Origin of the sequence: Micromonospora sp. NPDC049048, from assembly GCF_043197615.1 — a bacterium.
Classification (GTDB): Bacteria; Actinomycetota; Actinomycetes; order Mycobacteriales; family Micromonosporaceae; genus Micromonospora.
This window is the reverse complement of the sequence record NZ_JBICTM010000010.1, coordinates 25,018-50,998: the sequence shown is the minus strand read 5'-3', so window position 1 is coordinate 50,998 and position 25,981 is coordinate 25,018. Positions and strand designations below refer to the sequence as shown.

General features: G+C 74.6%; 25 protein-coding genes and 2 pseudogenes. 19 read left to right on the top strand and 8 right to left on the bottom strand.

Annotation, left to right across the window (positions count from 1 at the left end; all coding sequences use genetic code 11):
- Positions 1–100 precede the first annotated feature (100 nt).
- The 4 genes and pseudogenes from ACGFIG_RS26990 to ACGFIG_RS26975 all read left to right on the top strand — a co-directional run.
- Positions 101–496: pseudogene (locus ACGFIG_RS26990) on the top strand (SDR family oxidoreductase); the annotation flags it as partial.
- 187 nt (positions 497–683) lie between these two features.
- Positions 684–1,568 carry a pentapeptide repeat-containing protein gene (locus ACGFIG_RS26985; RefSeq protein WP_393007523.1) on the top strand — a complete coding sequence of 295 codons (885 nt, stop codon included), beginning with the start codon at positions 684–686 and terminating at the stop codon, positions 1,566–1,568.
- A 40-nt stretch (positions 1,569–1,608) separates the two neighbouring features.
- The gene (locus ACGFIG_RS26980) at positions 1,609–1,845 is read left to right on the top strand and encodes a preprotein translocase YidC (RefSeq protein WP_393007521.1); all 237 of its coding nucleotides are present in this window, start codon (positions 1,609–1,611) and stop codon (positions 1,843–1,845) included.
- A 48-nt stretch (positions 1,846–1,893) separates the two neighbouring features.
- Entirely contained in the window at positions 1,894–2,124 is a 231-nt protein-coding gene (locus ACGFIG_RS26975) for a hypothetical protein (protein ID WP_393007519.1), read from the top strand.
- A 26-nt stretch (positions 2,125–2,150) separates the two neighbouring features.
- Here ACGFIG_RS26975 and rnhA read toward each other — a convergent pair whose 3' ends face one another.
- Together rnhA and ACGFIG_RS26965 are read right to left on the bottom strand one after the other, a co-directional pair.
- On the bottom strand, positions 2,151–2,630 hold the full coding sequence (gene rnhA, locus ACGFIG_RS26970) for a ribonuclease HI (RefSeq protein ID WP_393007518.1): 480 nt from the start codon (positions 2,628–2,630) through the stop codon (positions 2,151–2,153).
- Positions 2,631–2,701: 71 nt separating this feature from the next.
- Positions 2,702–3,952, bottom strand: coding sequence for a lycopene cyclase family protein (locus tag ACGFIG_RS26965; RefSeq protein WP_393007516.1), 1,251 nt, complete (start codon positions 3,950–3,952; stop codon positions 2,702–2,704).
- 148 nt (positions 3,953–4,100) lie between these two features.
- On the opposite strand from ACGFIG_RS26965, the gene ACGFIG_RS26960 reads away from it, so the two are divergent.
- From ACGFIG_RS26960 to ACGFIG_RS26950, 3 genes are all read left to right on the top strand, one after another.
- On the top strand, positions 4,101–5,210 hold the full coding sequence (locus ACGFIG_RS26960; RefSeq protein ID WP_393007514.1) for a hypothetical protein: 1,110 nt from the start codon (positions 4,101–4,103) through the stop codon (positions 5,208–5,210).
- A gap of 99 nt (positions 5,211–5,309) precedes the next feature.
- Positions 5,310–6,149: an ArsR/SmtB family transcription factor gene (locus ACGFIG_RS26955; protein WP_393007512.1), complete on the top strand. Its 840-nt coding sequence runs from the start codon at positions 5,310–5,312 to the stop codon at positions 6,147–6,149.
- Between the two features lie 253 nt (positions 6,150–6,402).
- Complete coding sequence (locus ACGFIG_RS26950; protein ID WP_393007510.1) at positions 6,403–6,900, top strand: hypothetical protein; 498 nt, start codon at positions 6,403–6,405, stop codon at positions 6,898–6,900.
- 108 nt (positions 6,901–7,008) lie between these two features.
- On the opposite strand, the gene ACGFIG_RS26945 is transcribed toward ACGFIG_RS26950, so the two are convergent.
- The 6 genes from ACGFIG_RS26945 to ACGFIG_RS26920 form a co-directional block, all read right to left on the bottom strand.
- Positions 7,009–9,192, bottom strand: a complete 2,184-nt coding sequence (locus ACGFIG_RS26945) for a N,N-dimethylformamidase beta subunit family domain-containing protein (RefSeq protein WP_393007508.1) — start codon at positions 9,190–9,192, stop codon at positions 7,009–7,011.
- Positions 9,193–9,462: 270 nt separating this feature from the next.
- Positions 9,463–10,929, bottom strand: a complete 1,467-nt coding sequence (locus tag ACGFIG_RS26940) for an NAD(P)/FAD-dependent oxidoreductase (RefSeq protein WP_393007506.1) — start codon at positions 10,927–10,929, stop codon at positions 9,463–9,465.
- Positions 10,926–11,237, bottom strand: coding sequence for a (2Fe-2S)-binding protein (locus tag ACGFIG_RS26935; RefSeq protein WP_393007504.1), 312 nt, complete (start codon positions 11,235–11,237; stop codon positions 10,926–10,928). Before ACGFIG_RS26935 ends, ACGFIG_RS26940 begins: the two co-directional genes overlap by 4 nt.
- Positions 11,230–12,417 (bottom strand): NAD(P)/FAD-dependent oxidoreductase, encoded by a 1,188-nt coding sequence (locus ACGFIG_RS26930; RefSeq protein WP_393007502.1) that lies wholly within the window; start codon positions 12,415–12,417, stop codon positions 11,230–11,232. Before ACGFIG_RS26930 ends, ACGFIG_RS26935 begins: the two co-directional genes overlap by 8 nt.
- The gene (locus ACGFIG_RS26925; protein ID WP_393007500.1) at positions 12,414–13,334 is read right to left on the bottom strand and encodes a dihydrodipicolinate synthase family protein; all 921 of its coding nucleotides are present in this window, start codon (positions 13,332–13,334) and stop codon (positions 12,414–12,416) included. The genes ACGFIG_RS26930 and ACGFIG_RS26925 overlap by 4 nt, the downstream gene beginning before the upstream one ends.
- Positions 13,335–13,440: 106 nt before the next feature.
- Positions 13,441–13,977: a helix-turn-helix domain-containing protein gene (locus tag ACGFIG_RS26920; protein ID WP_393007498.1), complete on the bottom strand. Its 537-nt coding sequence runs from the start codon at positions 13,975–13,977 to the stop codon at positions 13,441–13,443.
- 305 nt (positions 13,978–14,282) lie between these two features.
- On the opposite strand from ACGFIG_RS26920, the gene ACGFIG_RS26915 reads away from it, so the two are divergent.
- The 12 genes and pseudogenes from ACGFIG_RS26915 to ACGFIG_RS26860 form a co-directional block, all read left to right on the top strand.
- On the top strand, positions 14,283–15,890 hold the full coding sequence (locus tag ACGFIG_RS26915) for an ABC transporter substrate-binding protein (RefSeq protein ID WP_393007496.1): 1,608 nt from the start codon (positions 14,283–14,285) through the stop codon (positions 15,888–15,890).
- A 7-nt stretch (positions 15,891–15,897) separates the two neighbouring features.
- Positions 15,898–16,986 (top strand): ABC transporter permease, encoded by a 1,089-nt coding sequence (locus tag ACGFIG_RS26910; protein WP_393007494.1) that lies wholly within the window; start codon positions 15,898–15,900, stop codon positions 16,984–16,986.
- Entirely contained in the window at positions 16,983–17,900 is a 918-nt protein-coding gene (locus ACGFIG_RS26905; RefSeq protein ID WP_393007492.1) for an ABC transporter permease, read from the top strand. Before ACGFIG_RS26910 ends, ACGFIG_RS26905 begins: the two co-directional genes overlap by 4 nt.
- Positions 17,901–17,903: 3 nt before the next feature.
- Positions 17,904–18,881, top strand: a complete 978-nt coding sequence (locus ACGFIG_RS26900) for an ABC transporter ATP-binding protein (protein WP_393007490.1) — start codon at positions 17,904–17,906, stop codon at positions 18,879–18,881.
- Positions 18,878–19,861 (top strand): ABC transporter ATP-binding protein, encoded by a 984-nt coding sequence (locus tag ACGFIG_RS26895; RefSeq protein ID WP_393007489.1) that lies wholly within the window; start codon positions 18,878–18,880, stop codon positions 19,859–19,861. The genes ACGFIG_RS26900 and ACGFIG_RS26895 overlap by 4 nt, the downstream gene beginning before the upstream one ends.
- Before the next feature lie 11 nt (positions 19,862–19,872).
- On the top strand, positions 19,873–21,111 hold the full coding sequence (locus tag ACGFIG_RS26890; protein WP_393007487.1) for an amidohydrolase family protein: 1,239 nt from the start codon (positions 19,873–19,875) through the stop codon (positions 21,109–21,111).
- On the top strand, positions 21,108–22,754 hold the full coding sequence (locus ACGFIG_RS26885; protein ID WP_393007485.1) for a DUF885 domain-containing protein: 1,647 nt from the start codon (positions 21,108–21,110) through the stop codon (positions 22,752–22,754). The genes ACGFIG_RS26890 and ACGFIG_RS26885 overlap by 4 nt, the downstream gene beginning before the upstream one ends.
- Positions 22,755–22,797: 43 nt before the next feature.
- Positions 22,798–23,175, top strand: coding sequence for a nuclear transport factor 2 family protein (locus ACGFIG_RS26880; RefSeq protein ID WP_393007483.1), 378 nt, complete (start codon positions 22,798–22,800; stop codon positions 23,173–23,175).
- A complete protein-coding gene (locus ACGFIG_RS26875; protein ID WP_393007481.1) occupies positions 23,172–23,498 on the top strand; it encodes a TIGR04076 family protein in 327 nt (108 codons plus the stop codon). The genes ACGFIG_RS26880 and ACGFIG_RS26875 overlap by 4 nt, the downstream gene beginning before the upstream one ends.
- A complete protein-coding gene (locus ACGFIG_RS26870; RefSeq protein ID WP_393007479.1) occupies positions 23,495–24,499 on the top strand; it encodes an LLM class flavin-dependent oxidoreductase in 1,005 nt (334 codons plus the stop codon). Before ACGFIG_RS26875 ends, ACGFIG_RS26870 begins: the two co-directional genes overlap by 4 nt.
- 288 nt (positions 24,500–24,787) lie before the next feature.
- Positions 24,788–25,462, top strand: a complete 675-nt coding sequence (locus ACGFIG_RS26865; protein WP_393007477.1) for a tryptophan 2,3-dioxygenase family protein — start codon at positions 24,788–24,790, stop codon at positions 25,460–25,462.
- A gap of 108 nt (positions 25,463–25,570) precedes the next feature.
- A pseudogene (locus ACGFIG_RS26860) lies at positions 25,571–25,981 on the top strand (hypothetical protein); the annotation flags it as partial.

Below are 25,981 nucleotides of genomic sequence, written 5' to 3'. Positions count from 1 at the left end.
GCCACCTCAGCGCGACCACGGATCGGCGACCGTCACTGGCAGCGTCCATGCTGGAGGATGACAGAGCGCACCGGCGCGGACAACCCCCCGTAGGGACGGGAGTCGGATCGTCAACATCACCAGCGTGCACGAGCACGCGCCCCGCGTCGGCTCGGCCGCGTACTGCGCGGCGAAGGGCGGGCTCGGCCTGCTGACCAAGGTGATGGCGCAGGAGTTGGCGGCGGACGGGATCACCGTCAACGCGGTCGCCCCGGGCGAGATCGCCACTCCGATGACCGGCCAGGAGAACGTCGACCCGTTCACGCGGGACCGGCCCGGGGTGCCGGTGGGCCGGCCGGGCGACGCGCGGGAGGTGGCCGCCGTGGTGGCGCTGCTCGCCTCGCCCGCCGCCGCGTACGTCACCGGCGCCTCGTGGCCGGTCGACGGCGGGATGCTGACGATGGGTCCGCAGGCCAACGCGCTCGATTCGCACGACTGGCGGTCGGTACGGCGATGACGGCGGAGCACCTGGCCCCGCCCACCCTGCCGTGCCGGGGCGCGCATCCGGGCGGGCGGCCTGCGGTGCACGTGCCGCTGCCCCGGCCGCACCCCGCACCCGGGTGGTCGGCGCCGGGGCGGGACAATGGAGTCTCCGCCCGCGAGCCCGCCGGCGGAGCGCCCCGATCGGCAGGAGAACGGTCAGCGTGTCGGAAACCCCCGGGGCGGCCCCGCCCGCGGACGGCCTGCGCGCCGACTGCGCCCGGTGCTTCGGGCTCTGCTGCGTCGCGCCGGCCTTCTCCGCGTCGGCCGACTTCGCCATCGACAAGCCCGCCGGCCGGCCCTGCCCGAACCTGGGGGCCGACTCCCGCTGCGGCATCCACGCCGACCTGCGCGACCGGGGTTTCCCCGGCTGTACGGTCTTCGACTGCTTCGGCGCCGGTCAGCGGGTGGCCCAGGTCACTTTCGGCGGGCGGGACTGGCGCGACGCGCCTCAGACCGCGGCGCTCATGTTCGACACGTTCGCGGTGATGCGGCCGCTGCACGAGCTGCTCTGGTACCTGACCGAGGCGCTCGCGACCCGGCCGGCGCAGCCGCTGCGCGACGAGTTGTCCGTCGCGTACGACGAGACGCAGCGGCTGACCCGGGAGCCCGCCGAGACGCTGCGGGCGCTCGACGTGGACGCGTACCGGGGGCGGGTCAACCCGCTGCTGTCGCGCGCCGGGGACGCGGCCCGTTCCCGGGGCGGCCGGCCCGGCGTGGACCGGCGGGGCGCGCACCTGCTCGGCGTCGACCTGCGCCGGGCCGACCTGCGCCGGGCGAACCTGCGCGGGGCGCTGCTGATCGGCGCCGACCTGCGCGGCGTCGAACTCGGCCTGGCCGACCTCACCGGCGCCGACCTGCGCGGGGCCGACCTGCGCGGGGCGGACCTGTCCGCCAGCCTGTTCCTGCACCAGGCGCAGCTCGACGCGGCCCGCGGCGACGGGCGCACCGCCCTGCCGCCCGGCCGGACCCGCCCCGGGCACTGGTCACCGCTGTCGCTCACCCCGCTGCGCCGCCGGGCGGGGTTTCGGGCGCGGGGCGGCGGGTAGCCGGGGCCGGAGCGGCATCGGCCGGCACGGGGAGGCGAGTGTGGGGTATCGGGCGCGTGACGGTGAGCTGCCGGTCGACCCGGCGCACGCCGAGGACGAGGCGGGTCAGGCCCGGCTGGTCCAGGTCGAGGCGGACACCGACGTCCCGGCGCCGGACGACACCACGGAGAAGCCCGACCTGGTCACCGAGGACGACGGGTCCGGCGTGGTGGGCGGCGCGTCGGGCGGGTCCGGCGGCGGGTCCGGCATGCCGGGCCACCCGGACGCGGCACGCTGAGCACCGCGACACACGTTTGCGGGCAGGCCACGGGGGCAGGAGGGCGGCATGACCGAACAGAACCGTTCCGACCGGGCAGCCACCGACGAGCCGGACGGCGCCACCGCCATGCAGGCGTCGCTGCGACCGCCGGGTGAATCCCTGCACAGCACCGACGACACCGGCGACGACTTCGCCGACCTGCCGGCCGAGGAGCGACGGTCGGCCCGGGAGGTCAGCCGCGCCGGTTACGACGTGGACGCCGTCTCCGGCGCCACCGACCCGAACCGCACCGAGTGACCTGAGGCGTCGGCCCGCCGGAGCGGTCAGCGGCCGGCGGGCACGGCCGACGTGCGGGCCTCGGTCATGCCCCGACCGGCCAGCGCGTCGGCGCGCTCGTTCTCCGGGTGGCCGTTGTGCCCCTTCACCCACAGCCAGGTGACCTCGTGCCGCGCGCACGCGGCCTCCAGCCGCTGCCAGAGGTCGGCGTTCTTGACCGGCTGCTTCGCGGCCGTCCGCCAACCGTTGCGCTTCCACGAGGCCAGCCAGCTGGTGATGCCGTTGCGCACGTACGTGCTGTCGGTGTGCAGCTCGACGGTGACGGACCGGGTCAGGCTCTCCAGGGCCTGGATGGCCGCCATCAGCTCCATCCGGTTGTTGGTGGTCGGGGTCGCCTCGCCGCCGCACAGCTCCCGCTCGTGCGCGCCGTAGCGCAGCACGGCGCCCCACCCGCCGGGGCCGGGGTTGCCGCTGCACGCGCCGTCGGTCCAGATCTGCACGACCCTGCCGGCCGTCTCGTCCACCATGTCGGCAACCTACCGAATCGCCGCCGCCCGTCCACCGGCGGAGGCGGGTCAGCCGTCGGCGCGGAGGCGGGTCAGCCGTCGGCCTCGGCCCGGCCGCCGACGACCGGTCGCGGGACCGTCCACGTCGCCGATCGCCGGGCCGGGTCGAGGCGGTCGCGGAGCCGGGCCGCGACGTCGCCGGCCGTCGCGGCGACCATCGGCGGCAGCCGGGTGGTACCCATCAGCGCCACCTCCTCCGCCGGGCTGGTGGTGCCGTCGAGGAACCGCAGCACCCGCTCGGCGGGGTTGCGCGCGAAGAGCCGGTCGAAGAAGTCCGGTCCGCCGACCCCGCCGGCGTCCAGCGCCCGCAGCGCGACCGCGTCCATCCAGCGGTGGCGACGGGGGTACGCGGGGCCGGGCACCGGTGGGCGACCGGCGGCGAGGGCGCGGGCGATCTGCTCGGCCTGGCGGTGCATGGCGGAGAAGGTGAAGCCGGTGGAGGGCCGGGTGGCGCCGCCGGCCGTGCCGAGGCGGACCACCCGGGGCGACGGCCGGGCCTCGAACGGGCCGTCCGTCATCGGGATCACGCCGTTCTCCACCTCCCGGACCCGCAGCCGGGTCGGGTCGAGACCGAGCAGGTCCCGGTAGCCGCCCAGCGCCGCGTCGTACCCGGCGTCGGTGAGCAGGCCGGGACCGAACTCCGTGTACTCCACCAGGGCGTACCGGTCGTTCACGGGCAGGACGTAGCCGAACGACACGCCCCGGGCGGGCTGCGGGGTCCGGAAGTCCATCAGGACGGCCCGGGCGGGGTCGAAGACCGGTGCGTCGGCCTCCAGCCACCAGCCCCGGAAGTGCTGCAACCAGTTGGTGCGCCCGGGTCGCCGGGGCGGACGCGGACGGGAGTCCAGCACCCAGGACGCGTGGACGGCCGGCGCGGCGCCCCCGGTGCGTACCGTGACGTGCCCGCCGTCGTCGTGCAGGGCGTCGACGGGTGCGACGATCCGCCGTACCGCGAGCCGTCGTTCGGCCTCGGCGGCCCGGTCGTACACCGGGCCGGAGCGCAGCATGGCGTACCGCAGGGGGGCGAGGTCGAGGACGCGGCGACCGGCGGTCGTGGCCACCTCGACCTGGGACCAGCTCGCGGCCAGCAGCGGGTCGAGATCGCTGCCGGGGCGGTCCCAGAACGCCCAGGTCCGGTCCTGGCCACGCCGGTGTACCGGGTCGATGACGGCGACCCGCAGGCCGCGCACGCCGTGCCGGTCCAGGGCCGCGAGGAGCAGCGACGCGGCGCCGCCGCCACCGACCAGCGCCAGGTCGACGTGCAGCGGTGCGGAGGTGTTCACCCCGCCTACGCTGCCACACCCTCCGCGCCGCCCGGCCACCGACCGACCCGGCCTCCGGCGGCGGGCATCCCTCGGGTGACCGGCGGCGGTAGGGTGCCAGCGGTCGCCCCCGGGCGACGGTCACGTCGCCCCGGAGGAGCCCCGACCCATGAGCACCGTCGCCGCCAACGCGCTCACCGCCCGCTGGGCGTCCGGCCTGGACGGCGGCCAGACGGTCCTCTCCGGCGCGGGTGTCCACCCGTTGCTGGCGCTGCTCGCCCGCTACGCCGCCGGCCCGGCCCGGGACGAGTTGCTGGCGGTCGCGCCGGACCCGGCGGGCTTCGACCTGGACCGCTCCCCCACCACCCGGCTCGCGCTCGCCGCCTGGGCGCGGCGGGACCTGCCACTGGCCGACCGGTGGCGGCGGGAGGTGCCGGCGGCCATGCGCGGGGAGCTGACCGGCGATCCGGCGCGCGACCGGGCCGCCCTCGACGGGTGGGCCGCGACGCACACCGACGGTCTGGTCCCGCGGTTGCCGGTGCCGGTCACCCCGGCGACCGCGATGGTGCTGGCCAGCGCGCTGTCGCTGCGGACCGCATGGGCCGCGCCGTTTCGTGACGCGTGGTGCCAGCCGACCGCCGGGCCGTGGCGCGGGCGCCGGCTGGCCGGGCTGAGCCGGCTCGGTCACGACCTCGACGCGTTGCGGGTCGCCGACACCGCCGCCGGCCCGCTGAGCCTGCTGACCGTACGCGGCGCCGAGGACGTCGACGTGGTGCTCGCCCTCGGCGCGCCGCAGCGGGGCGCGGCCGAGGTGCTCCCGGCCGCCGTCGGCGCGCTCGACGCACCGGGCGGGCTGCCGGTCGCCGCCGGCCCTGGCGTCGACGAGCAGGTCGTGGACGCGGCCGACGACCGCCCCGAACTGCTCGTCACCACCGTGGGCTTCACCGTCTCCGCCGACCACGACCTGCTGGCGCGGGCCGAGCTGTTCGGTCTCGCCACCGCCGCCGGGGACGGCGACCACTTTCCCGGCATCGCGCGGTTCCTGGCCGTCTCGCAGGCCCGGCAGAGCGTGACGGCGACGTTCGGCGCGACGGGCTTCCGCGCCGCCGTGGTGACCGCCATCGCCATGCGGGCGGGCTCGGCGCCGCGCCCGGTCACCGTCCGCAAGCGGCGGGTACGCCTCGACGTCGACCGTCCGTTCGGCTTCCTCGCCGTGCACCGCCCGTCGGGGCTGGTGCTGCTCGCCGGCTGGGTGACCGCCCCCGACGGACGCGCCTGAGCGTCCGACGCACCGACCAGGCGGACGCTGGACATGCAACCGTTCGGTTGCCTATGCTGCGAAAGGCAGCCGGACGGCTGCGTGTGCGAGGTGACCAGGGTGGACGACGTGTTCCGGGCGCTGGCCGACGCGAGTCGGCGCCGACTCCTCGACGACCTCAACCTGCGCAACGGGCAGAGCCTGCGCGAGCTGTGCGCCGGGCTCGACATGACCCGGCAGTCGGTCAGCAAGCACCTCGCGGTGCTGGAGGCCGCCAACCTGGTGACCACCGTACGGCGCGGCCGGGAGAAGCTGCACCACCTCAATCCCGCGCCGATCAACGCCATCGCCGAACGGTGGATCGACCGCTACGACCGCGAGCGGGTGCGCGCACTCGCCGACCTGCAGAGAGCACTGGAGCGGGAGCCGATGGACAGTCCCACCTTCGTCTACACCACCTACGTCAACACCACCCCGGACAAGCTCTGGGCCGCGCTGATCGAGCCGGCGTTCACCCGCCGCTACTGGGGCGGCGTCACGCTGCGCTCCGACTGGCGGGTCGGCTCCCCCGTGCTGTGGCAGGACGAGCCGGGTGGCGAGTTCCGCGACCTCGGCCAGCGCGTCCTGGTCGCCGAGCCGTACCGCCGACTCTCCTACAGCTGGCACGGCTTCCAGCCGGAGCACGCCGCCCACTTCGGCTGGTCCGAGGAGGAGTTGGCGGCCCGGCTCGGCGAGCGCAGGTCCCGGGTCACCTTCGACATCGCCCCCTACGGCGGGTTCGTCCGGTTGACCGTCACCCATGACGACTTCTCCCCGGGCAGCGAGATGTACCGGGCGGTCAGCGGCCAGCTCGACGGCAGCGGCGGCTGGCCGGAGCTGCTGGCCAGCCTCAAGTCGCTGCTGGAGACCGGGGAGCCGCTGCCCGAGCCGCGCCCGGAGAGCGCGACCGCGCAGGGCTGATCCCCGCAGACGGGCCGCGCCGGCACGGCCCCGACGACGTCGGCTCGGCCCGCCCGCGAGGCGGGCCGAGCCGGCAGCTCCGCTGCGCCTCCGTCTCGGCGGTGGACACGGGACGGCGGCGAAGAGTCCTCATTCTCACCGGATCGGGGTCCCGACCCTCCTAGGGTTGGTCACACCGGTGCCAGTCGCGCACGTTGGCCGCCCGAACGACGTCCCGAAGCAGTCAGCGGACGAGAAGGGAGGGAAGACGCGCATGAAGGCGGAGGCAGCTCTCGTCTCGGCGGCGCTCGGCGTGGGCACGCTCCTGCTCCCCGGTTCGGCGCTGGCCGACACGGCCGCGTCGCCGACCGTCACGCCGGGCGGCGGGACCGTCGCGTCGCCGACCACCACGCCGGCCGGCGGGACCGTCGTGCTCACCGCGACGACCTGCGACCCGGCATCCGGCGAGGCGAGCTTCCGTGTCACCGGCCCCGACCGCGACCGGAGCGTGCGCGCCACCACGGCGGCGGCCGGCGGCGGGCAGAGCGCCGAACTCCCCACCGCCGGCTTCGCCCCCGGCACCTACACGGTGGCCGCGACCTGCGGCGACGGCGGCGCGGTCGGCAGCGTCACGTTCACCGTCACCCCGGCCGACGGCCGCTACGGCGGGACGGGGGCACTGGCGGCAGGCGGCGTCCTGCTCGGCTCCGCCGCGGGCGGCGCCCTGATGCTGGCCCGGCGCCGGCGTCACATGGCCGCGGCCACGCTCTGACCGACGGCGCGCGCCGTCCTCGACCGGGACCTCGGCAACCATCCCGACGACGTCGTCTCCGCCGCCGCCCGGGGACACCGGCCCCGGATCCGCCGGGCCGGGTCGGCGCTACTCCATCGTGGACGGCTCCGGGATCGCCGGGGCGGGGGTGGTACGCGGCATCGGGACCTCGGTGGCCCGGACCGCCGGAGCCGACGCCAGCATCCGGTCGAAGACGTTCCGGAACAGCGTCGACATCGCGGTGTCGCTCGCCAGGGCGCCCACGAACGAGATCGAGGACGCGCTGAAGACCAGGGCGCCGTTGGGCCGTTCCAGGAAGACCATCGTCGCGCCGTGGCCCCCGGGGTTCTCCCCCCGGGCGATGATCTGTGACGCGGACGCCTCGCCGGCCAGCCCGCGCAGCCCGTCGGTCTCCCAGCCGCTGGCGGCGCCGTTGTAGCCCGTACGACCGAACCTGCTGCCGGTCACCAGGCCGGTGCCGGCCAGCAGCGGATGATCCCGCAGCACCCGGTACGGCGCGTACGTGCCCGCGTCGACGTAGTTGGTGCCGAGCAGCTGCGAGGCGGGCAGGCCCAGCTCCGTGTAGATGTCCCGCCTGCCGTCCGGACGACGGTAGGTCACCACCGTACGGCCGGCGTTGACCTGAACCCGCTCGTACATGCCGTTGCCGCCCGGGTAGATCAGCCGACCGCCGCCGGCCTGGAAGTTGACCAGTCGCTGGCGCATGGTGTCGGACCAGTACTCGGGGTGACTGCCCAGCACGAGCACCCGGTAGCTGGTGAGCCAGCCGTTGGAGCCGTGCAGGTCGGCGTCCTCGTAGACGTCGAAGGCGAGCCCCTGCTGGGACATCCAACGGGTCAGCAGGAGATCCGAGAAGAGGGTGTGGTCCCGGATCCCGGGGTCGTCGACGTTCAGCTCCGTCGAGGGCCTGCGGACGGAGAGGGGACGCCGGCCGGTCGTGTCCGGGCAGTACTGGCTGTGCCCGCCCCAGCTGTTGTAGGCGTTGTAGGTGAAGGTGGGCAGCAGCACCGCGATCTGGTTGGTGGGGCGGGTCGGCCGTACGAGGAACGGCACGTGACGGTGCAGCCCGTTGGGGCCCTCCAGCCGGGCGGCGTAGAGGCCGGGCTGCCAGTCGGCGGGCACCGGGAACCGCAGGCGGTCCGCCCAGCCGCAACCCACCCCGAGGAACCCGACCGGCAGTGGCTGCACCCCGCCGGCCACGGGCAGGGGTTGCGAGACGACCACGGGTTCGCCCGGGTTGGGCGCCAACCGCACGATCGAGGCGGTGAGCGAGGGGAACCCCGTCGACACCGCGATCCGCGCCACCTCGCCCTGCGCCACGCTCGGCGTGTTGGCGTAGCCCTGCAACGCGGCCTGGGTCTGCACCGTCCAGCCGGAACCGACCTTCTTCCCGGTGCCGCTGTGCATCCAGGCGGCCCGCCCGGCGGGGCCGGCGGTGGTGTGGTTCGTCAGCCGGTACTGCATGAGCGCGCCGGTCTGGCGGGTGGTGGCGGCGTTCGGCGGGACCGCGTACAGCGATCCCTGGCCGGTGAACCACACGCCGTCGTTGAGGAAGAAGTTGCGGAACCCGGAGCCGATTCGCAGTCCCGAACCCGACGCCCACGTGCCACCGCCGAGGTGCCGGTGCCAGCGGAGGTCGCCGTAGTGGTAGGCGTAGAGGACCCCGGAGGTGTCCGCCTGTAGCACCGCGCCGACGAAGCCGCCGCCGATCCGCGCCCCCTGCACCGTCCACGCTTTGCCGACCTGGTCGTACTGGTGCAGGAACAGCTCGCCCGCGGCGTTCTGGCCGTAGAACGCGCCGTGGAACCCGCACAGCCGGGGATAGCGGTCGAATCCGGCGCCGATCTGCCCGCCGCTGATCCAGGTGCCGGCGCCCGTCGTCGAGTTGGTCAGCCGGTAGCGGTAGTGGTGGACGGTGCCATCGCCGCGTACGGCGTAGAGCGAGCCGTCGAGGCCACCGAAGACCGCCCGGAACTGGTGCCAGCCGGAGCCGATCCGGCGGCCCGAACCGCCCGCCCACCTGAACGCGCCGGTCTGCCAGCCCGTGTGCCGGTACCAGTACAGCGCGCCGTCGGCCTGGATCGCGAAGATGACGCCGTACCCGCCGCCGACCAGGCGGATGAACCGTTGCTGCGGGTCGTACTGGGGCACGGCGGCCGACGCGCCGGGTGGGCCCGCCAGCACCAGCGGCGGCACGGAGGCGGCGAGGACGGCACCGGCGCGCAGCAGCCGTCGGCGCGGTACGCCGCGTGGGTCCGGAGTGTCCGCCATGGCGGCCCCTCTCGGCGAGGTGGGTGTGCTGGGCAAGCTACGCAGACGCGGGCGTCGACGTGGTCCCGTGGGGCGTCCCCGGCGGAGAAATCGGATGATCCGCGAGCACCTCCGGCCGGGCGGTCCGTCCCGCCCCACCGATCAAGCGATTGACTTTCGTGGATGCCGGCAGCTCCGGGTGGGCGCGCGGTCGGCGCACCCGGGCGGCCGGGCCCGTGAGCGGCGGGTCACGTCGGTGCCGGACAGGCGGCCGGGCCCGTGGGCGGCGGGTCAGTCGGTGCCGGACAGGCCGTCGCCCGCCGCGAGGGCGCGCAGCGGGACGGGCTTGACCGGCGCCTGCGCGGTGAACGCCCCGACCTCCTCCGGCGTCCGGCCGGTGAGCGTGGAGATGAGCTGGCAGAGGCCCGGCTGGCAGGACCGGCCCTGGCACAGGCCCATCCCGGCGCGGGTCACCAGCTTCACCGCGTTGGCGGTGCCCAGGTGCGGATTGGCCCGCAGCGCGCGGCGCACGTCACCGGCGCGGACCTCCTCGCAGCGGCAGAGCACGGTGTCGTCGGTGACCAGGCTGCCCAGGACCGCCCGGTCCGGGGCGAACCGGTCGAGCACCCCGGCGACGAAGCGGCGCCGACGGCGCAGCTCCCGGCGGACCGGGCCGGCCAGCGTGGCGGCCCGCCGCTCGTCGAGCAGCCCGAGGTCGCGCAGCACGCCGAGGGCGGCCAGCCGGCCCTCGGCCGCCGCCTGCTCGGCGCCCGCGACGCCGGTCAGCTCGCCGGCCACCGCGATCCGGGGCACCGAGGTACGCAGCCACCCGTCGTGCCGGACCACCCAGCCGCCCGCGGGCGGATCCCAGTTCACCGCGCAGCCGGCCTGCCGGGCCAGCTCGACGGAGGGAACGAAGCCGTAGCCCAGGGCCAGTACGTCGCAGGGCACCTCCCGGTCGGTCCCGGGCGCCGGCCGCCCGGTGGGGCCGACCTCGGCGAGGGTCACCGTGCTCAGGTCCGGGTCGCCGTCGGCGCGGCGGACGACCGTGCCGAACCGGACCGGCACCCCCGCCCGGCGCAGGACGCGCAGCGCGCCGACGCCCTCGGCGATCTTGCCGCCCGCACCCGCCACGGCGGCCAGCCCGGCCGGACCGGGCAGCAGGTCGCGGCGGCGCTGGATCAGCGCGACCTCGACCACCCGGGCACCCGCGCGTACGAGCTGGGCGGCCACCACCAGCAGCAGCGGGTGTCCCCCGGCCAGCACGAACCGGCCGCCCGGCAGCAGGCCCTGTGCCTTGACGAACGTCTGCACACCGCCCGCCGTGAGCACTCCCGGCAGGGTCCAGCCGGGGAACGGCACCGGCAGGTCGTACGCGCCGGCGGTGAGCAGCACCGTCCGGGGTTCGAGCAGGCGGACCCCGGGCGGGCCGTGCGTGGCGACCCGGTGGCGGCCCGGCGGGGGCTGCTCCCCGGCGTACCCGTCGAGGCCGGCCCGGGTGCCGAGGACGCCCCACACGGTGGTGTCGGCGAGCCACCGTACGCCGGGGGCGGCGGTGGCCTCGGCCAGCAGCGCCCGGCCGGCGGCGGCCGGTGCGGCCGGCGGGGTGAACCCGGCCGGCGGGCGGCGGTAGATCTGCCCGCCCGGCTGCTCCTGCTCGTCGACGACCGTGACGGTGGCACCGTGCCGGCCGAGCGTGGTGGCGGCGGCCAGCCCGGCCGGGCCGGCTCCGACCACCACCACGTCGGGCGCGCTCACCGGGGTACCGCCGTGCGGACCCGCATGCCGGCGCGGACCCGCAGCAGGCAGGAGCGCTGGCAGGGCACGTCGTCGACCGTGACGACGCACTCGAAGCAGATCCCCATGTTGCAGTAGGGCCCGCGGCGGGCGCCGCCGCGCGTGGTGCCGACGGCCCGCTGCCCCGCGGCGAGCAGCGCGGTGGCCAGCGACTCGCCCGGATGGGCGGGCACCGGGCACCCGTCCACCTCGATGGTGACCGGCGCGGGCCGCTCCATCGCCGTACGCCTCGGCGGCTGCGCGGGCTCGGGCGGACGCTGTTCAGACAACGTTCAGCGCTCCGAAGCGGGCGGGTGAGTAGTCCTCGATCGACCGGTCGGTCCCGCCGGAGACGACCATGGCGGCGAGCAGCCGGGCGTAGGTGAGGCCGAGGGTGAAGGCCGAGCCGCCGGTGGCGACGTACAGGCCCGGTCGGCGCGGGACCGCGCCGAGCAGCGGCAGGTGGTCCGGGGTGAGCGTGGTCATCCCCGTCCAGGTGCGGATCACGGGCAGGTCGGACACCGCCGGCACCACCCGGGCGGCGTCGGCGTTGCCGACCAGCGACTCGTAGCGCAGCTCCGGGTTGCTCTCCAGGTCGACCTGCCCGGCCCGGCTGACCAGCTTGGCCGGCCATCCGCCGCCGATGAGCACGTTGCCGTCCTCGGTCTGCTTCATCGACAGCCGCCGGCCGACGTGCTGGATCAGGTGCGGCAGGATCGGCCGGCTGCGGACGGTGGCGCTCATCGTCAGCCCGACCGGGAAGACCGGCAGCCGGACGTCGGCCATCGCGGCCAGCTCGCCGGTCCAGACCCCGGCGGCCAGCACCACGGTCTCGGCCAGGTGGGTCTGGCCGGCGCCGTCCCCCGGCCCGTCGGCGGTACGCAGTTCCCAGTGCCGGCCGCGCCGGTGCAGCCCGGTGACCCGGCAGCCGGTTCGCAGGACCACGCCGTGCCGGCCGGCGGCCCGGGCCAGCGCCGGGGTGACCAGCCTAGGGTTGGCCTTGCCCTCGCCGGGGACATGACCGGCGGCGAGCACGGTGTCCGCCAGGTACGGCGCGAAGCGGCGCAGCTCCGCGCCGGAGAGCACGGCGACGTCGAGGCCGTACCCGCGTTCCAGGGCGGCCTTGCGGTCCAGCACGGCGATCTCCGCCGGGGTCTCGGCGAGCATCAGCCCGCCGGTACGCGACACTCCGCACCGCTCACCGAGCTCGTCCTCGAGCGTGGCCCAGGCCCGCATGGCGTCCAGGTGCAGCGGGAGCGCGCGGGCCGCGGCGCGGGCGGCGGCGTCGCCGTGCTCGACCATCCGGAACTCCAGCTGGAAGTGCAGGCTGCCGGCGTTCTGCCCGGAGGCGTGCCGGTTGACCTGGTCCTTCTCGACGAGCAGCACCCGGTTGCCGGCGCGGGCCAGGTGCCAGGCGGTCGCGCAGCCGAGCAGGCCGCCACCGATGACCGCCGTGTCGTAGGTGGTCATGGGAGCAGGTCGAGCTGGGTCATGGTGGCCCGGACGCGGTCCTGTTCGGCCGGGGTGAGCGGGAGCAACGGCGCGCGCACGTGACCGGCCGGCACGCCGCGCAGGTTGAGCGCGTACTTCATGATCGCCTGCGCGTTGCCGAACCGGGCGCCGTAGTCCGGCCCGAACCACTCCTGCATGATCACCCGGTCCCGGGCGCCGAGGGCCCGCGCCCGGTCGAGGTCCCCTGCCCGCAGCGCGCGGAAGAAGTCGGGGTGGTCGGCGCCGAGCACGGCGCCGGCCCCCATCAGCCCGTCGCCGCCGATCGTGGTCATCAGCTCGATGCCCACCTCGTTGGTGGGGATGCCGAAGTAGCGCACCCGGTGCCGCAGGGCCACCAGGCTCCGGACGAAGCCGCCGAAGTCCGGCGTCGAGTTCTTGACCGCCACCACGGTGTCCAGGGCGCTCAGCTCCAGCAGCAGGTCGGCGTCCAGGTCGACGCCGGTGCCGCGGGGCCAGTTGTAGACGCAGAGCGGGATGTCGACCGCCTCGGCCACGGCCCGGTAGAAGGCCACGACCTCCGCCCGGGTGGGCACCACGTACGGCGGCGGGGTGAGCAGGATGCCGTGCAGGCCGGCGTCGCGGGCGGCCTCGGCGTGCCGGATCGCCTCCGCGGGCGTGTACGCGTTGCAGCCGCCGAGCACGGTGAGCCGGTCGCCGACCCGCTCGGCGGCCGCCCGGAACAGCGCGGCGCGTTCCTGTTCGGTCAGGCTGAACCACTCCCCCGTGGTGCCGCCGACGATCACCCCGTGCAGCCGCTCGGCGGCGAGCCAGTCCAGTTGGACCCGCCAGGCGGCGAGGTCGAGCTCGCCCGTGGCGGTGAACGGGGTGGTGACGGCCGGCAGGTAGCCGAACCAGTCGACGCTGTCGCGGTCCACTGCGGGTCCTTTCGACGGGCGGCGTCGTACCGCCCGCGTGCACGACGCGGGCCGGGGTGACGCTCCGGGTGGGGTCAGGTGTGGGCCGGGTGACGGTCCGGGCAGGTCAGGGGGTCGGCGGGGTGACCGCGATGATGAGCCGGGCCGGCTCGTCGCTGGCGTTGCGGTAGAGGTGGGGCAGCCGGGAGTCGAAGGTGATCGCCTCGCCGGTCCTCAGCTCGTACTTCTCGCCGCCGATCTCGGCCACGACGGCGCCGGTGACGGCGATCGCGCACTCCGTCGACGGGTGCGCCCACGGCTCGGTGGAGCTGGCGTCGCCCGGCGCCAGCAGGGCTTCGAGCACTTCCAGGTCGCCGCGTCCGGGCGTGAGCCGGTCGTAGGCGATCTGCCCCGGCGGCGCGGCGAGCCGGGAGCGCGAGCCGGGCCGGCTGATGTGCACCGGCGGGGCGTCCGGCTCGGAGAAGAGCGCGGCGATGGAGGTGTCGAAGACCCGGGCGAGCTTACGCAGGGTGGCCAGGCTCGGGTCCGTGGCGCCGTTCTCGATCTGGCTGAGCAGGGCGGGTGAGACGTCGGCCGCGGCCGCGAGCTGGCGCAGCGTGAGGGAGTGCTGCTGGCGCAGGTCGCGGAGCTGGTCACCGAGCATGGATCTTTCCTCGTTCCACAACAGTCGGGCTATAAATGTTTGACGTGACTATACGCGGCTGTCTAGCATGGTCAAACACAAGGCGACCGTGTTTGGCACTACTAGACAAGCCGCGTCGAGGCACGAATCGGACGGGAGCTCCCGTCCGGATACATCCAACCCCATGACGGCCCAACGGCGAAGACCCGCGAAGCCGCCACACGGCCGGCACCAGCGGTCCGACCCCGGCGTCACCGGCGCCGCCGGGCCCGACAGTCCCCAGAGCCCGTCCCACGCGGGCTGGCCCACACGAAGGTAGGAACAGCATGTCGGTGTCCCCTCGCCGGCTCCGCGTCGGAGCGATCGCTCTGGCGGCGCTGGTCACAGCCTCCAGCGCCGCGTGCAGCGCGGGCGGCAGCGGAGGAAGCGGCGACGGTGGTGCGTCCAAGACCCTCACCGTCAACACCTCGTTCGTCCTCAAGACCCTCGACCCCGGCCGGATCTACGAGGCGACCGGCCTCACCGCCGTGCACTCGCTCTACGACACCCTGCTGACCTTCGAGGGCTCGGACGTCAGCAAGCCGGTCCCGGCGCTGGCCGAGTCGTACGAGGCGTCCCCCGACGCCAAGACCTTCACCTTCAAGCTGCGCGAGGGCGTGAAGTTCTCCGACGGCAGCGCGCTGACCGCCGACGACGTGGTCTTCTCCCTCAACCGGCTGAAGAACGTCAAGGCCAGCCCGGCCGTCATGGTCAGCGGGCTCACGTTCGACAAGACCGACGAGCGGACCGTCGTGGTCACCTCGGCGACCGCCGACCCGAACATCCCCGTGGTGCTCGCGATGCCCTCCACCGGCGTGGTGAACTCCAAGGTCGCCAAGGAGCACGGCGCGACCGACGCCGAGGACGCCGCGAAGAGCGACACCGCACAGCAGTACCTCGACACGAACTCCATCGGCAGCGGCCCGTACGTGCTGAAGTCGTACGACCCGTCGGCGCAGGTGGTGCTGGAGGCCAACCCCAACTACTGGGGCTCCAAGCCCGAGTTCGACCGCGTCGTGCTGCGCAACATGGACGTGCAGACCCAGAAGCTGACCATGCAGCGCACCAGCGGCTCCGAGATCGCGCTGGACATCTCCGGCAAGCTGCTGGAGGGGCTGCCCGACAGCCTGAAGACCTCCGGCGTGCAGGACACCGTCTACTTCCTCTTCCTCAACGCCGACCCGGCCGTCTCCCCGGTGACCTCCAACGCGAAGTTCAACCAGGCGCTGCGCGCGTCGCTGGACTACGAGGGCCTCGCCGCGCTGTACGGCCAGGGCGCCGCCCCCGGCGCCGGACTGGTCGCCCCGGCCTTCCCGGGCGCGCTGCCCGCCGAGGAGCAGTCCAAGCGTGACGTGGCGAAGGCCAAGGCGTTGCTCACCGAGGCGGGGCTGACCAACCCGACGGTCAAGTTCAACTACCCGGCCATCACCTACAAGGGGGTCGACCTGGGCACGGTCGCGACGAAGGTGCAGGGCGACGCCGCCGAGGCCGGCATCAAGCTGGAGCTGACCCCGCAGCCGCTGACGACCTTCCTCGACGAGATGCGGACGGGCAAGATGGCCCTCGGGTTCACCCCGCAGAGCCTGAACTACCCGGTCGCCGACTCGCTGATCAACAACATGTCGCCCGGCCAGGCCACCGCGCTGCGCTCGGGCTGGACCGTGGAGCGGGCCGACCCGGCCATCGTGGCCGCCGGCAAGAAGGTCACCGAGACCCTCGACCTGGCCGCCCGGGCCACCGCCATGCAGGAGTGGCAGCGGTTGATGAACGTCGCCTCGCCGTACGTGGTCCTCGCCAGCAACTCCTCCGTCGTCGTGGCGAGCGGCGATCTGACCGGCACGGACTACACCGCCGCCGGTTGGCAGGTCGACCTCGCCGCGGTCGGCCGGGGGTAGTCGCTCCATGACGACGACAGTCGACGACGCCGAGCCGGGCGCGGTCACCACGACCGTGTCCCGGCCTCGGCCGCACCGGGCACTGCTGGTCTTCCTGCTCAAGCGGGTGGCCATCACCGCCGGCCTGCTGCTGGGCGTGACGATCGTGACGTTCGGCCTGGTCACGGTGGTGCCCGGGGACCCGGTCACGGCCAACCTCTCCGACCAGGCGCTCAACGACCCCGCGACGGTCGCGGCGTTCCGCGAGAAGTGGGGCCTGGACCAGCCGCTGTACGTGCAGTACCTGCAGTACCTGGGCAACCTGTTCCAGGGCGACCTGGGCATCTCCCAGCAGACCGGCCGCACCGTGGCCGACGACCTGCTGCGGTACGTGCCGGCGACCATGGAGCTGGCCATCCCCACCATGGTGCTGGCGCTGCTGATCGGCACCGGGATCGGCATGCTCGCCGCCGTGCGCAACGGCCGGATCACCGACCAGCTGGTCCGCGTCGGGGCGCTGCTCGGCCTGTCCACCCCGCCGTTCTGGCTGTCGCTCGTCGTGCTCTACGTCTTCTTCTACCAGCTCGGCCTCGCGCCCAGCGGCGGCCGCCTGTCGACCGCGTTCAGCCCACCGCCGACGGTCACCGGCATGTACACCGTCGACGCCGCCCTGGCCGGCCAGTGGGATGTCGCCTGGGACGCCGCCCAGCACCTGGTCCTGCCGGTGCTCGTGCTGACCAGCCTGACCGTGGCGATGCTGGTCCGCTTCGTGCGCTCCTCCATGCTGGAGGTGCTCCAGCAGGACTACATCCGCGCCGCGTACGCCAAGGGCCTGCCCGCCCGGGTCGTGTTCCGCCGGCACCTGCTGCGGGCCGGGCTGGTCCCGGTGATCACCGTCTCCGGGCTGGCGTTCGCCTCGCTGCTCTCCGGCACGGTGCTGGTGGAGAACATCTTCGGCTGGCCGGGCCTCGGCCAGTACGCCTACCGCAGCGCGACGGCGCTGGACCTGCCCGCGATCCTCGGCGTCAGCCTCTTCGTGGCGCTGGTCTACACGCTGGTCAACCTCACCGTCGACCTGCTGTACGGCCTCATCGACCCGAGGATCCGCCTGTCATGACCACACTCGCACCCGACCCCGTGGCGCCCGACCCGAAGGCGACGAACGCGCTGGCCCGGCGTCGCCTCCTGGGCCGGCTGCGCGGGCGCCGGACCGGGCGGCCCATCTGGCGGCAGCCGATCGCCCTGGCGGCCCTGGTCATCCTCGGCGGATGGCTGCTGGTGGCGCTGCTCGCCCCGCTCGTCGCGCCGTACGACCCGCTCGCGCAGAGCCCCGACGCGTACGCGCCGCCGTCGGGCGCGCACTGGTTCGGCACCGACTCCCTGGGGCGCGACGTGTTCAGCCGGGTGATCCACGGCTCCCGCCTGTCGATCCCCCTCGCGCTCGCCATCGTCTCGCTCGCCCTGCTGATCGGCGGCCTGCTCGGCCTGCTCGCCGGGTACGTGGGCCGGTTCGTCGACGAGGCGCTGATGCGCCTGACGGACCTGGTCTTCGCGTTCCCGCAGATCATCCTGGCGATGGCGGTGACGGCCGCGTTCGGGCCCAGCACCCGTAACGCCGTCCTCGCGCTGGTCATCGTCTCCTGGCCGGTCTACGCCCGGGTCATCCGCAGCGCCGTGCTGACCATGCGCGGCGAGGACTACCTCAGCGCCGCCCGGCTGCTCGGCGTCGGGCCGGTCCGCGCGCTGCGCCGCGACGTCCTGCCCAACAGCGTGGGTCCGGCGATCGTGCTGGCCACCCTGGAACTCGGCAACGCCGTGCTGCTGCTCTCCGCGCTCTCCTTCCTCGGCCTCGGCCCCCGCCCGCCGGCCGCCGAGTGGGGCTCGATGGTGGCGCTGGGCTCGCAGGACCTCTCCATGTGGTGGGTCAGCGTCTTCCCCGGCCTGGCCATCCTCACCGTGGTGATGGCCTTCAACGTGCTCGGCGACGCGCTGCGCGACCGGATCGACCCCCGCTACGCGAAGGGACGTTGAGAGATGGCACCCCTGCTCGAGGTCGACTCCCTGGCCGTCACCCTGCCCGGCCCCACGGGGCCGCTGCCGATCCTGCACGACGTGTCGTTCACCGTCGACGAGGGCGAGATGGTGGGCATCGCCGGGGAGAGCGGGTGCGGCAAGAGCCTCACCGCGCAGACCCTGCTCGGCCTGCTGCCCACCGGCGCCAAGGTCACCGGGTCGGCCCGCTTCGCCGGCACCGAGCTGCTCGGCCTGGACACGAAGCGCTGGCAGAAGGTGCGCGGCGCCGGCATCGCGATGGTCTTCCAGGACCCCACCGCCGCGCTGCACCCGATGCTCACGATCGGTCGGCAGCTCACCGAACACATGCAGGTGCACCTGGGCCTGGACCGACGGGCGGCCGACCGCCGGGCCGTGGAGCTGCTCGAACAGGTCCGCATCCCGGACCCGCAGCGGGCGGTGCGGGCGTACCCGCACCAGTTCTCCGGCGGCATGCGGCAGCGGGCGGCCATCGCGATCGCCCTCGCCGCCCGGCCCCGGCTGCTGATCGCCGACGAGCCGACCACCGCGCTCGACGTGACGGTGCAGGCCGGCATCCTGGCGCTGCTGGACCAGCTACGCGCCGAGACCGGGCTCGCCGTCGCGTTCATCACCCACGACCTCGGGGTGCTCAGCGCACTCACCACCCGCGGGTACGTCTTCTACGCCGGGCGGGTGGTGGAGACCGGCCCCACCGGGGCGCTGCTCACCGCGCCGCGGCACCCGTACACGGCGGCGCTGCTCGGCGCCCGCCCGCACGGCACCCAGTCCGTCGGCACGCTGCGGCCCATCCCGGGCGGGCCGCCGGCGCCCGGGCAGGCGCCGCCCGGATGTCCGTTCCAGCCCCGCTGCGCGTACGCCGAGCCGTCCTGCGGCACCGCGCCGCCCCCGCTCTCCCCCGCCGGCGACGACCGGTCGGTGGCCTGCGTGGTCCGTCCGCACCTGGAGGTGGCGGTATGAGCGAGCCGGTCGGCTCGGGCGACCTGCTCGAGATCAGCGACGTCGAGGTGGAGTACAGGGCGCGCGGCCGGGGGCCGGTGCGGGCCGTGGCCGGGGTGAGCCTGGGGGTGGCGCCCGGCCAGATCGTCGGCCTGGTCGGCGAGTCCGGCTGCGGCAAGTCGTCGCTGGCCCGGGTTGCGGTCGGGCTGGCCGCGCCGAGCGCCGGGACGATCCGGTTCGCCGGCCAGCCGGTCACCCCGTTGGGCTGGCGCCGCCGGCCGGTGCCCGAGGTCGGGCTCCAGATGGTCTTCCAGAATCCGTACGCGTCGCTGAACCCCCGGCGCACCATCGGCGCCCAACTCCTCGACGGGGTGCCGGCGACGGTGACCGGCGCCGCCCGCCGGGCGCGGGTCACCGACCTGCTGGACCGGGTCGGCATGCCGGCCGGCACGGCGGAGCGGTACCCGCACCAGTTCTCCGGCGGGCAGCGGCAGCGGCTCGCCATCGCGCGGGCGCTCGCGCCGGAACCCCGGATGATCATCGCGGACGAGCCGGTCACCGCGCTGGACGCCTCGTCCCAGGCGCAGGTGGTCAACCTGCTCGTCGGGCTCGTCCGGGACCTGGACATGGGCATGCTGTTCATCTCGCACGACCTGTCCCTGGTGCACGAGATCGCCGACGTCACGGCGGTGATGTACCTGGGCCGGATCGTCGAGACCGCCCCCACCCGCGAGCTGTGGCGCGCGCCCCGGCACCCGTACAGCCGGGCGCTGATCGACGCGGTGCCGCAGATCTCGGCGCACCCGCAGCTGCCCAGGACCCTCGCCGGGGAGGTGCCCGACCCGGCGCACGCGCCGACCGGATGCCGGTTCCGGCCGCGTTGCCCGCACGCCTTCGCCCCGTGCGGCCAACAGCCGCCCACGCTCGAGATCGGCGGCCGCAGCGCCGCCTGCTGGCTCAACGACCCCACGGTGGCGCCGACCACCGTGCCCGCCGCGTAGAGGACACCGCAATGCGCATCCCCACCGAACAGGTTCTGGTCAATTTCGCGCTGTACGACGGCGTCCGGGACGACCTCCAGCGCGACCAGGGCGTCTGGATCGGCGCCGACGGCACGATCCGCGCGGTCGGGCCGGTCGACGACGTCCTCGCCGAGGCCGGCGACGCCCGCGTGGTCGACCTGCACGGCGAGCACGTCATGCCCGGCCTGACCAACATGCACGTGCACCTCTCGCTCGGCCTGCCCGGCCACTTCGGCGACGAGGTGCACCGGTCGAACCTCGCCGAGCTGGTGCTGCTGATGGCCGACTCGGCGCGCCGGACCCTGCACTCCGGTGTCACCACCGTCCGGCTCGTCGGCGAGAGCCGGTACGCCGACTTCGCCCTGCGCAAAGGGATCGACCGTGGCGCCGTGGACGGCCCGCGCATCTTCACAGCCGGGCACGCGCTCTGCTGCACGGGCGGGCACGGCTGGGAGGCCGACGCCCTGGAGGCCGACGGGGCCGACGGGTTCCGCCGCCTCACCCGCCAGCAGATCCGCGCCGGCGCCGACCTGATCAAGGTCTGCATCTCCGGCGGGATCGCCGGCGAGTTCGAGTCGATCGACACCCCCCAGCTGCTCGACGACGAGCTGGCCGCGGTGATCCGGGTGGCCCACGACTGGGGCCGCAAGGTCACCGCGCACGCCGGCCCCGCCGAGTCGGTGCGCCGCGCCGTGGAGCTCGGGCTGGACTGCGTCGAGCACGGCTACGAGCTGACCGACGAGGTGACCCGGCTGATGGCCGCACGCGGCGTCTGGTACGTGCCGACCATCGTGGTCAGCCGCTGCGAGCAGTTCTTCCGCGACGCCGGCGTACCGGGCTGGCTGATGGACCGCGCCCTGGGCGCCGGGCCCCGGCACTGGGAGAGCCTCCAGCACGCCATCCGCAACGGGGTGCCGATCGCGCTGGGCAGCGACATGCCGCCGCACGCCGGCTACGACGAGACGACCGCCACCGTGCGGGAGCTGGAGTTCATGGTGGACGCCGGGATGCCCGTCGCCGACGCCCTGCGGTCCGCCACCATCCGCCCCGCGCAGTGGCTGGGCCAGGCCGACACGCTCGGCAGCGTCGAGGTGGGCAAGCAGGCCGACCTGCTGGTCCTGCGCGACGATCCCACCCGCTCGGTGTCCGCGCTGCGCACCCTGCACACGGTGCTCAAGGGCGGCATCCCGTACCGCGACGACCACGGCCGCCTCGGGACCGCCCGATGACGACGATCACCGAGGTCGCCGACCGGTACCTCGACGCGCTCGCCGAGCTGGACCCGCAGGCCGCCGAGGCGGCGGGCCGTACCCCCGACTCGCACTTCGCGGACCTCTCCCCCGACGGCTTCGACGCCCGCGCGGCGCTGGCCCGCGACACCGCCACGGCGGCGGCCGACGCCAGCGCCGACGGCACCGCGCAGCGGGCCCTCGCGGGCGCGCTGACCGACCGGCTGGCCAGCGAGGTCGACCTGTACGACGCCGGCTTCACCACCCGGCTGCTCGCCCCGCTGGCGACCCCGGTGCACCTGGTCCGGCAGGTCTTCGACAACCTGCCCCGCGACAGCGAGCGGGACTGGGCGGTCGTCGCCGCGCACCTGCGCCGGGTACCCACGGCCCTCGGCCAGTACGCCGAGACGCTGCGCTGGTCGGCCCGGCGCGGGCACCTGGTCGCCCGCCGGCAGGTGCTGGCGGTCGCCGACCAGTGCACCGCCTGGGTCACCGCCGACGACTTCTACGGCCGGCTGGTGGCCGGCTACCCGGGCGGTCCGCTGGCCGGCGAGCTGGCCGTCGGGGCGGAACGGGCCAGCGCCGCCACCGCCGAGTTCGCCGCGTTCCTGCGCACCGAGCTGGCGCCCCGGGCCACCGAGGTCGACGGCGTCGGCCGCGACCTGTACGCCGTGACCGCGCGCAGCTTCCTCGGCGCGCAGGTCGACCTGGACGAGCTGTACGCGTACGGCTGGGCGGAGCTGGCCCGCACCGCCGCCGAACAGCGCGCGGTCGCCGCCGAGCTGGGCCACCCGGACGTGGCGGCGGCGCGGGCCGCGCTGGACGCCGACCCCGCCGGCCGGGTCCAGGTCGGGCCCGACCTGGAGCGGTGGCTGCGGGAGCGCACCGAGCTGCTCACCGACGCCCTGGACGGCCCGCACTTCGACATCCCGGCCGCCACCCGAGAGGTGGTCTGCCGGATCAGCCCCGCCGCCTCCGGCGTCATGTACTACACCCCGCCCGACGCCGGGCTGACCCGCCCCGGCGGGATCTGGTGGTCGACGCCCCCCGGCGAGGCGACGGTGCCGGTGTGGCGGCACGTCGGCACGCTCTGCCACGAGGGCCTGCCCGGGCACCACCTCCAGCACGCGATCACCCTCACCACCGCCGACCTGCATCCGTGGCAGCGGTCGCTGTGCCAGGTGCACGGGTACGCCGAGGGCTGGGCGCACTACGCCGAGCGCCTCGCCGACGAGCTGGGCCTCTACGCCGGCCCCGCCGAGCGGCTCGGCATGCTCGACGGGCAGATGTGGCGCGCCGCCCGGGTGGTCATCGACCTCGGCCTGCACCTGGACGTGCCCGTCCCGGCCGGGAACGGCTTCACCGACGCGCGCCGGTGGACCCCGGGGCTGGCCGTGGACTTCCTGACCCGCGTCGCCGGGCTGGATCCGGCGACCGCCCGGTTCGAGGTCGACCGCTACCTCGGCTGGCCGGCGCAGGCGTTGGCCTTCAAGGCCGGCGCGCGGCTGTGGCAGCAGGCCCGCCGGGAGACCGAACGGCGCGAGGGCGCGGCGTTCGACCGCAAGCGGTTCCACCACCGTGCCCTGCGACTCGGTCCGATGGGTCTCGATCCCCTGCGCGCCCGCCTCGCCGAGCTTTCCTGATCCACCCCCGACATCCGTCCGCCCGCACCGGAAGCGAGCCACGATGACCGTTGACGATCTCACCGCCGCCATCAGCGACATGTACCGGTCGTTGGGCGACCGGGCGGCGTTCGACGCCCGGCTGCACCCCGAACTGACGATCTGGGAGTCCGACGCGCCCGACCTGCTCGATGGTCTGGCCGCCCTGGACGACCTGCGCGACCGCCGCGCGGCGGCCCGGGGTACGGCCACCCCGCCGACCTCGGTCGCCCCCGAACAGTTCCGCACCGAGGCGTGGGGCGACACCGGCCTCGTCCGCTACGTCCTGCGGGCCCGGTACGCGGCCGGGCAGCCGGACGAGTGCTTCCGGGTGACGGACGTGCTGCGCCGCGACGAGCGGGGCTGGCGGATCGTGCACCACCACGCGGAGGCCCTGCGATGAGCGCCGAGGAACCGGTCACCGACCTGTACGACCTGCGGGTCGTGGTGGAACGGATCGAGGGTCGCTCCGTCTGCGGCCTGCGGCCGGGAGACTACATCGACCTGACCGAGTCGAACCGGCTCAGCATCCCGCCGGGCAGGCACTTCTGCCTTTACGCCCTGGCGGCGTGCCTGCCGCTGCTGCCGGCCAAACAGCGACCGCTGCCGCCGGAGGACTGGCTGGCCCGGGACAGCCACGTGGCCTGCCCGGACCCGGACGAGCGGGTCATCATGCGCATCGAGCGGACCGGCCGGCGACAGATTCCGACGGGAGACCTGACGTGAGCACCCACGACGGACGCCGACTCGTCGGCATCGGACTGCAGTCCGACAAGAGCGCCGACGAGTACGCGGCACTCGCCGAACTCGCCGAACGGCACGGCTTCGACGTGCTGTCGGTCTTCGGTGACCTGATGTACCAGCCGCCGTTCTTCCCGCTGCTGGTGGCCGCGCGGCACACCCGGCGGATCCGGCTCGGGTCGGCCTGCCTCAACCCGTTCACCATGCATCCCGTGGAGATCGCCGGGCAGGTCGCGGCGCTGGACCTGGCGTCCGGTGGGCGGGCCTACCTCGGGCTGGCCCGGGGCACCTGGCTGGACCAGATCGGCGTGCCGCAGGCCCGGCCGCTGCGGCGGATCGCCGAGACGGTCGAGGTGGTGCGGCTGCTGCTGTCCCGCGACGAGGGCGGCTTCCAGGGCCGGGAGTTCACCGTGGCGCCCGGCACCGCCCTGCGCTACGCCCCGGTCCGCGCCGACGTGCCCGTCCTGGTGGGGACGTGGGGTCAGCAGACCGCCCGGACGGCCGCCGCGTTCGCCTCGGAGGTCAAGGTCGGCGGGTCGGCCAACCCGGCGATGGCCAAGACCATGCGGGCCTGGCTGGACGACGCCACGCCCGCCGGCCGTGACCCCGTCGGCGTCGTGCTCGGCGCCGTGACCGTGGTGGACGAGGACGGCGCCCTGGCCCGGCGGGTGGCCCGTACGGAGGTGGCCATGTACCTCGCCGTGGTCGCCGCCCTCGACCCGAACGTCGACATCGACCCGGAGCTGCTGGCGCGCATCCAGCAGCACGTCGCCCGCCAGGAGCACGACCTCGCCGGCGCGCTGATCGGCGGGGACCTGCTGGACCTGTTCGCCTTCTCCGGCACTCCCGAGCACGTCGCGGCGCAGGCGGCGGCGGTGTTCGACGCCGGGGCGACCCGGGTGGAGTTCGGCACCCCGCACGGGTTGACCCCGGCCGGCGGCGTCGACCTGCTCGGCCGCCGGGTGCTGCCGCTGCTGCGGGGATGACTCCGTGGCGGGGGGGCGCGCACCGACCCGCCCCCGCCACGGTCCTCGCGGCCCGCTGGCGGCGTGTGACGTGTCCGCCGCCCATCGCTATTGACCTATGTTGATCTTTGTGTTAATTCACCCCGTTTAAACATCACAAAAAATGGCGGAAAACTCCCTTTTCTGAGCCCGGCCACGGCCCGCGACGAAGGCGTGACACATTGCCTTTGGTCGTTGCATAATGGCCGCCGCACGCGCGTCGGGACGCTGGTTCCCGACGCCGCTAGGCTGACCGAAGGGGACAATTCCGTGAAGCGGGACCACTCACCCGTCCTTCCTGGCGAAGGCGCCACGGACTACGCGCGATACATGCGCACGGACGCGCTGCTCGACCTGCAACGCCGGCCGGCGGAGATGATCCACCGCGACGAGTTGCTCTTCCAGGTGGTGCACCAGTCCACCGAGCTGTGGCTGAAGCTCGCGGCGGCCGAGCTGACCGAGGCGGTCGAGCGGGTACGCGCCGGCGAGCCGGCGGCGGCCGAGCCGCTGCTGACCCGGGCGACGCTGGGGGTGCGGCTGGTCACCGACCAGTTGGAGATGTTCCGGCACCTCTCCCCGACGGCGTTCGAGGCCATGCAGCCCGCGCTGGGCAAGGGTTCCGGCGCCGAGTCCCCCGGCTGGAAACGGGTCCAGGCCGCGAGCCGGCAGCTCGGACGCGCGTTCGTCGACCACCTCGCCGCGCGCGGGACAGCCCTGACGGAGCTGCGCCGGGCGGACCCGACGGACCCCGTCCACCTGCTCGCCGAGGCGATGATGGAATGGGACGAGCGGGTGTCGCTGTGGCGGGTACGGCACTACCAGGCCGCCCTGCGCGTCGGCGGCCACGCCCCCGACGGCGCCGAGGCGACGGTGCTCGCCAAGCTCATCGGGCACCGGTTCTTTCCCGAACTGTGGCAGGCCCGCGTGAAGTGCGCCCACGGGTGACGGCCACCGTTCCCATGCCGACCCCGCAGACAATATCCACCCCACCCCTCAATTCCTCAAGCATCTCCCGTCGACCGTTGACACGGACCGAATGTCGAGGTGCGGTTCGTGCGTGAACTGACGATTTGGCTCTCGGGTGCCGCCGATGCCGACAATTTTCCCTACTCCCCGGTGCTGGCGGAGTTCCACCGGGTCGGCAAGCACTTCGCCGAAAGGGAACTCCTCGCTCTGCTGGACAAGATCCGGGCCCAGGTGACCACCCCGGCGGCCGGCCCGCCTACCCGACCCGCCGTCCGGTTGCTGCGCGACTTCCTCGACGTCGCGCTCGACAAGTGGGACGGCCGGTACGACTACCGCAGCTACCTGGCCCTGCGGCTGCTCCGGCTCCCCGTCGACGGGGACGACGGGCACGGAGCCGGGGACCACGGGCACGGAGCCGGGGACCACGGGCACGGAGCCGGGGACCACGGGCACGGAGCCGGGGACCACGGGCACGGAGCCGGGGACCACGGGCACGGA

Excerpts from the sequence above, each read along its gene's own strand:
- ACGFIG_RS26975 (WP_393007519.1), top strand. The coding sequence starts at position 1,894 with ATGACCGAACAGAACCGTTCCGACCGGGCAGCCACCGACGAGCCGGAC.
- rnhA (WP_393007518.1), bottom strand. The coding sequence starts at position 2,630 with ATGGTGGACGAGACGGCCGGCAGGGTCGTGCAGATCTGGACCGACGGC.
- ACGFIG_RS26960 (WP_393007514.1), top strand. The coding sequence starts at position 4,101 with ATGAGCACCGTCGCCGCCAACGCGCTCACCGCCCGCTGGGCGTCCGGC.
- ACGFIG_RS26950 (WP_393007510.1), top strand. The coding sequence starts at position 6,403 with ATGAAGGCGGAGGCAGCTCTCGTCTCGGCGGCGCTCGGCGTGGGCACG.
- ACGFIG_RS26945 (WP_393007508.1), bottom strand. The coding sequence starts at position 9,192 with ATGGCGGACACTCCGGACCCACGCGGCGTACCGCGCCGACGGCTGCTG.
- ACGFIG_RS26930 (WP_393007502.1), bottom strand. The coding sequence starts at position 12,417 with ATGACCACCTACGACACGGCGGTCATCGGTGGCGGCCTGCTCGGCTGC.
- ACGFIG_RS26920 (WP_393007498.1), bottom strand. The coding sequence starts at position 13,977 with ATGCTCGGTGACCAGCTCCGCGACCTGCGCCAGCAGCACTCCCTCACG.
- ACGFIG_RS26915 (WP_393007496.1), top strand. The coding sequence starts at position 14,283 with ATGTCGGTGTCCCCTCGCCGGCTCCGCGTCGGAGCGATCGCTCTGGCG.
- ACGFIG_RS26910 (WP_393007494.1), top strand. The coding sequence starts at position 15,898 with ATGACGACGACAGTCGACGACGCCGAGCCGGGCGCGGTCACCACGACC.
- ACGFIG_RS26905 (WP_393007492.1), top strand. The coding sequence starts at position 16,983 with ATGACCACACTCGCACCCGACCCCGTGGCGCCCGACCCGAAGGCGACG.
- ACGFIG_RS26900 (WP_393007490.1), top strand. The coding sequence starts at position 17,904 with ATGGCACCCCTGCTCGAGGTCGACTCCCTGGCCGTCACCCTGCCCGGC.
- ACGFIG_RS26895 (WP_393007489.1), top strand. The coding sequence starts at position 18,878 with ATGAGCGAGCCGGTCGGCTCGGGCGACCTGCTCGAGATCAGCGACGTC.
- ACGFIG_RS26890 (WP_393007487.1), top strand. The coding sequence starts at position 19,873 with ATGCGCATCCCCACCGAACAGGTTCTGGTCAATTTCGCGCTGTACGAC.
- ACGFIG_RS26885 (WP_393007485.1), top strand. The coding sequence starts at position 21,108 with ATGACGACGATCACCGAGGTCGCCGACCGGTACCTCGACGCGCTCGCC.
- ACGFIG_RS26880 (WP_393007483.1), top strand. The coding sequence starts at position 22,798 with ATGACCGTTGACGATCTCACCGCCGCCATCAGCGACATGTACCGGTCG.
- ACGFIG_RS26875 (WP_393007481.1), top strand. The coding sequence starts at position 23,172 with ATGAGCGCCGAGGAACCGGTCACCGACCTGTACGACCTGCGGGTCGTG.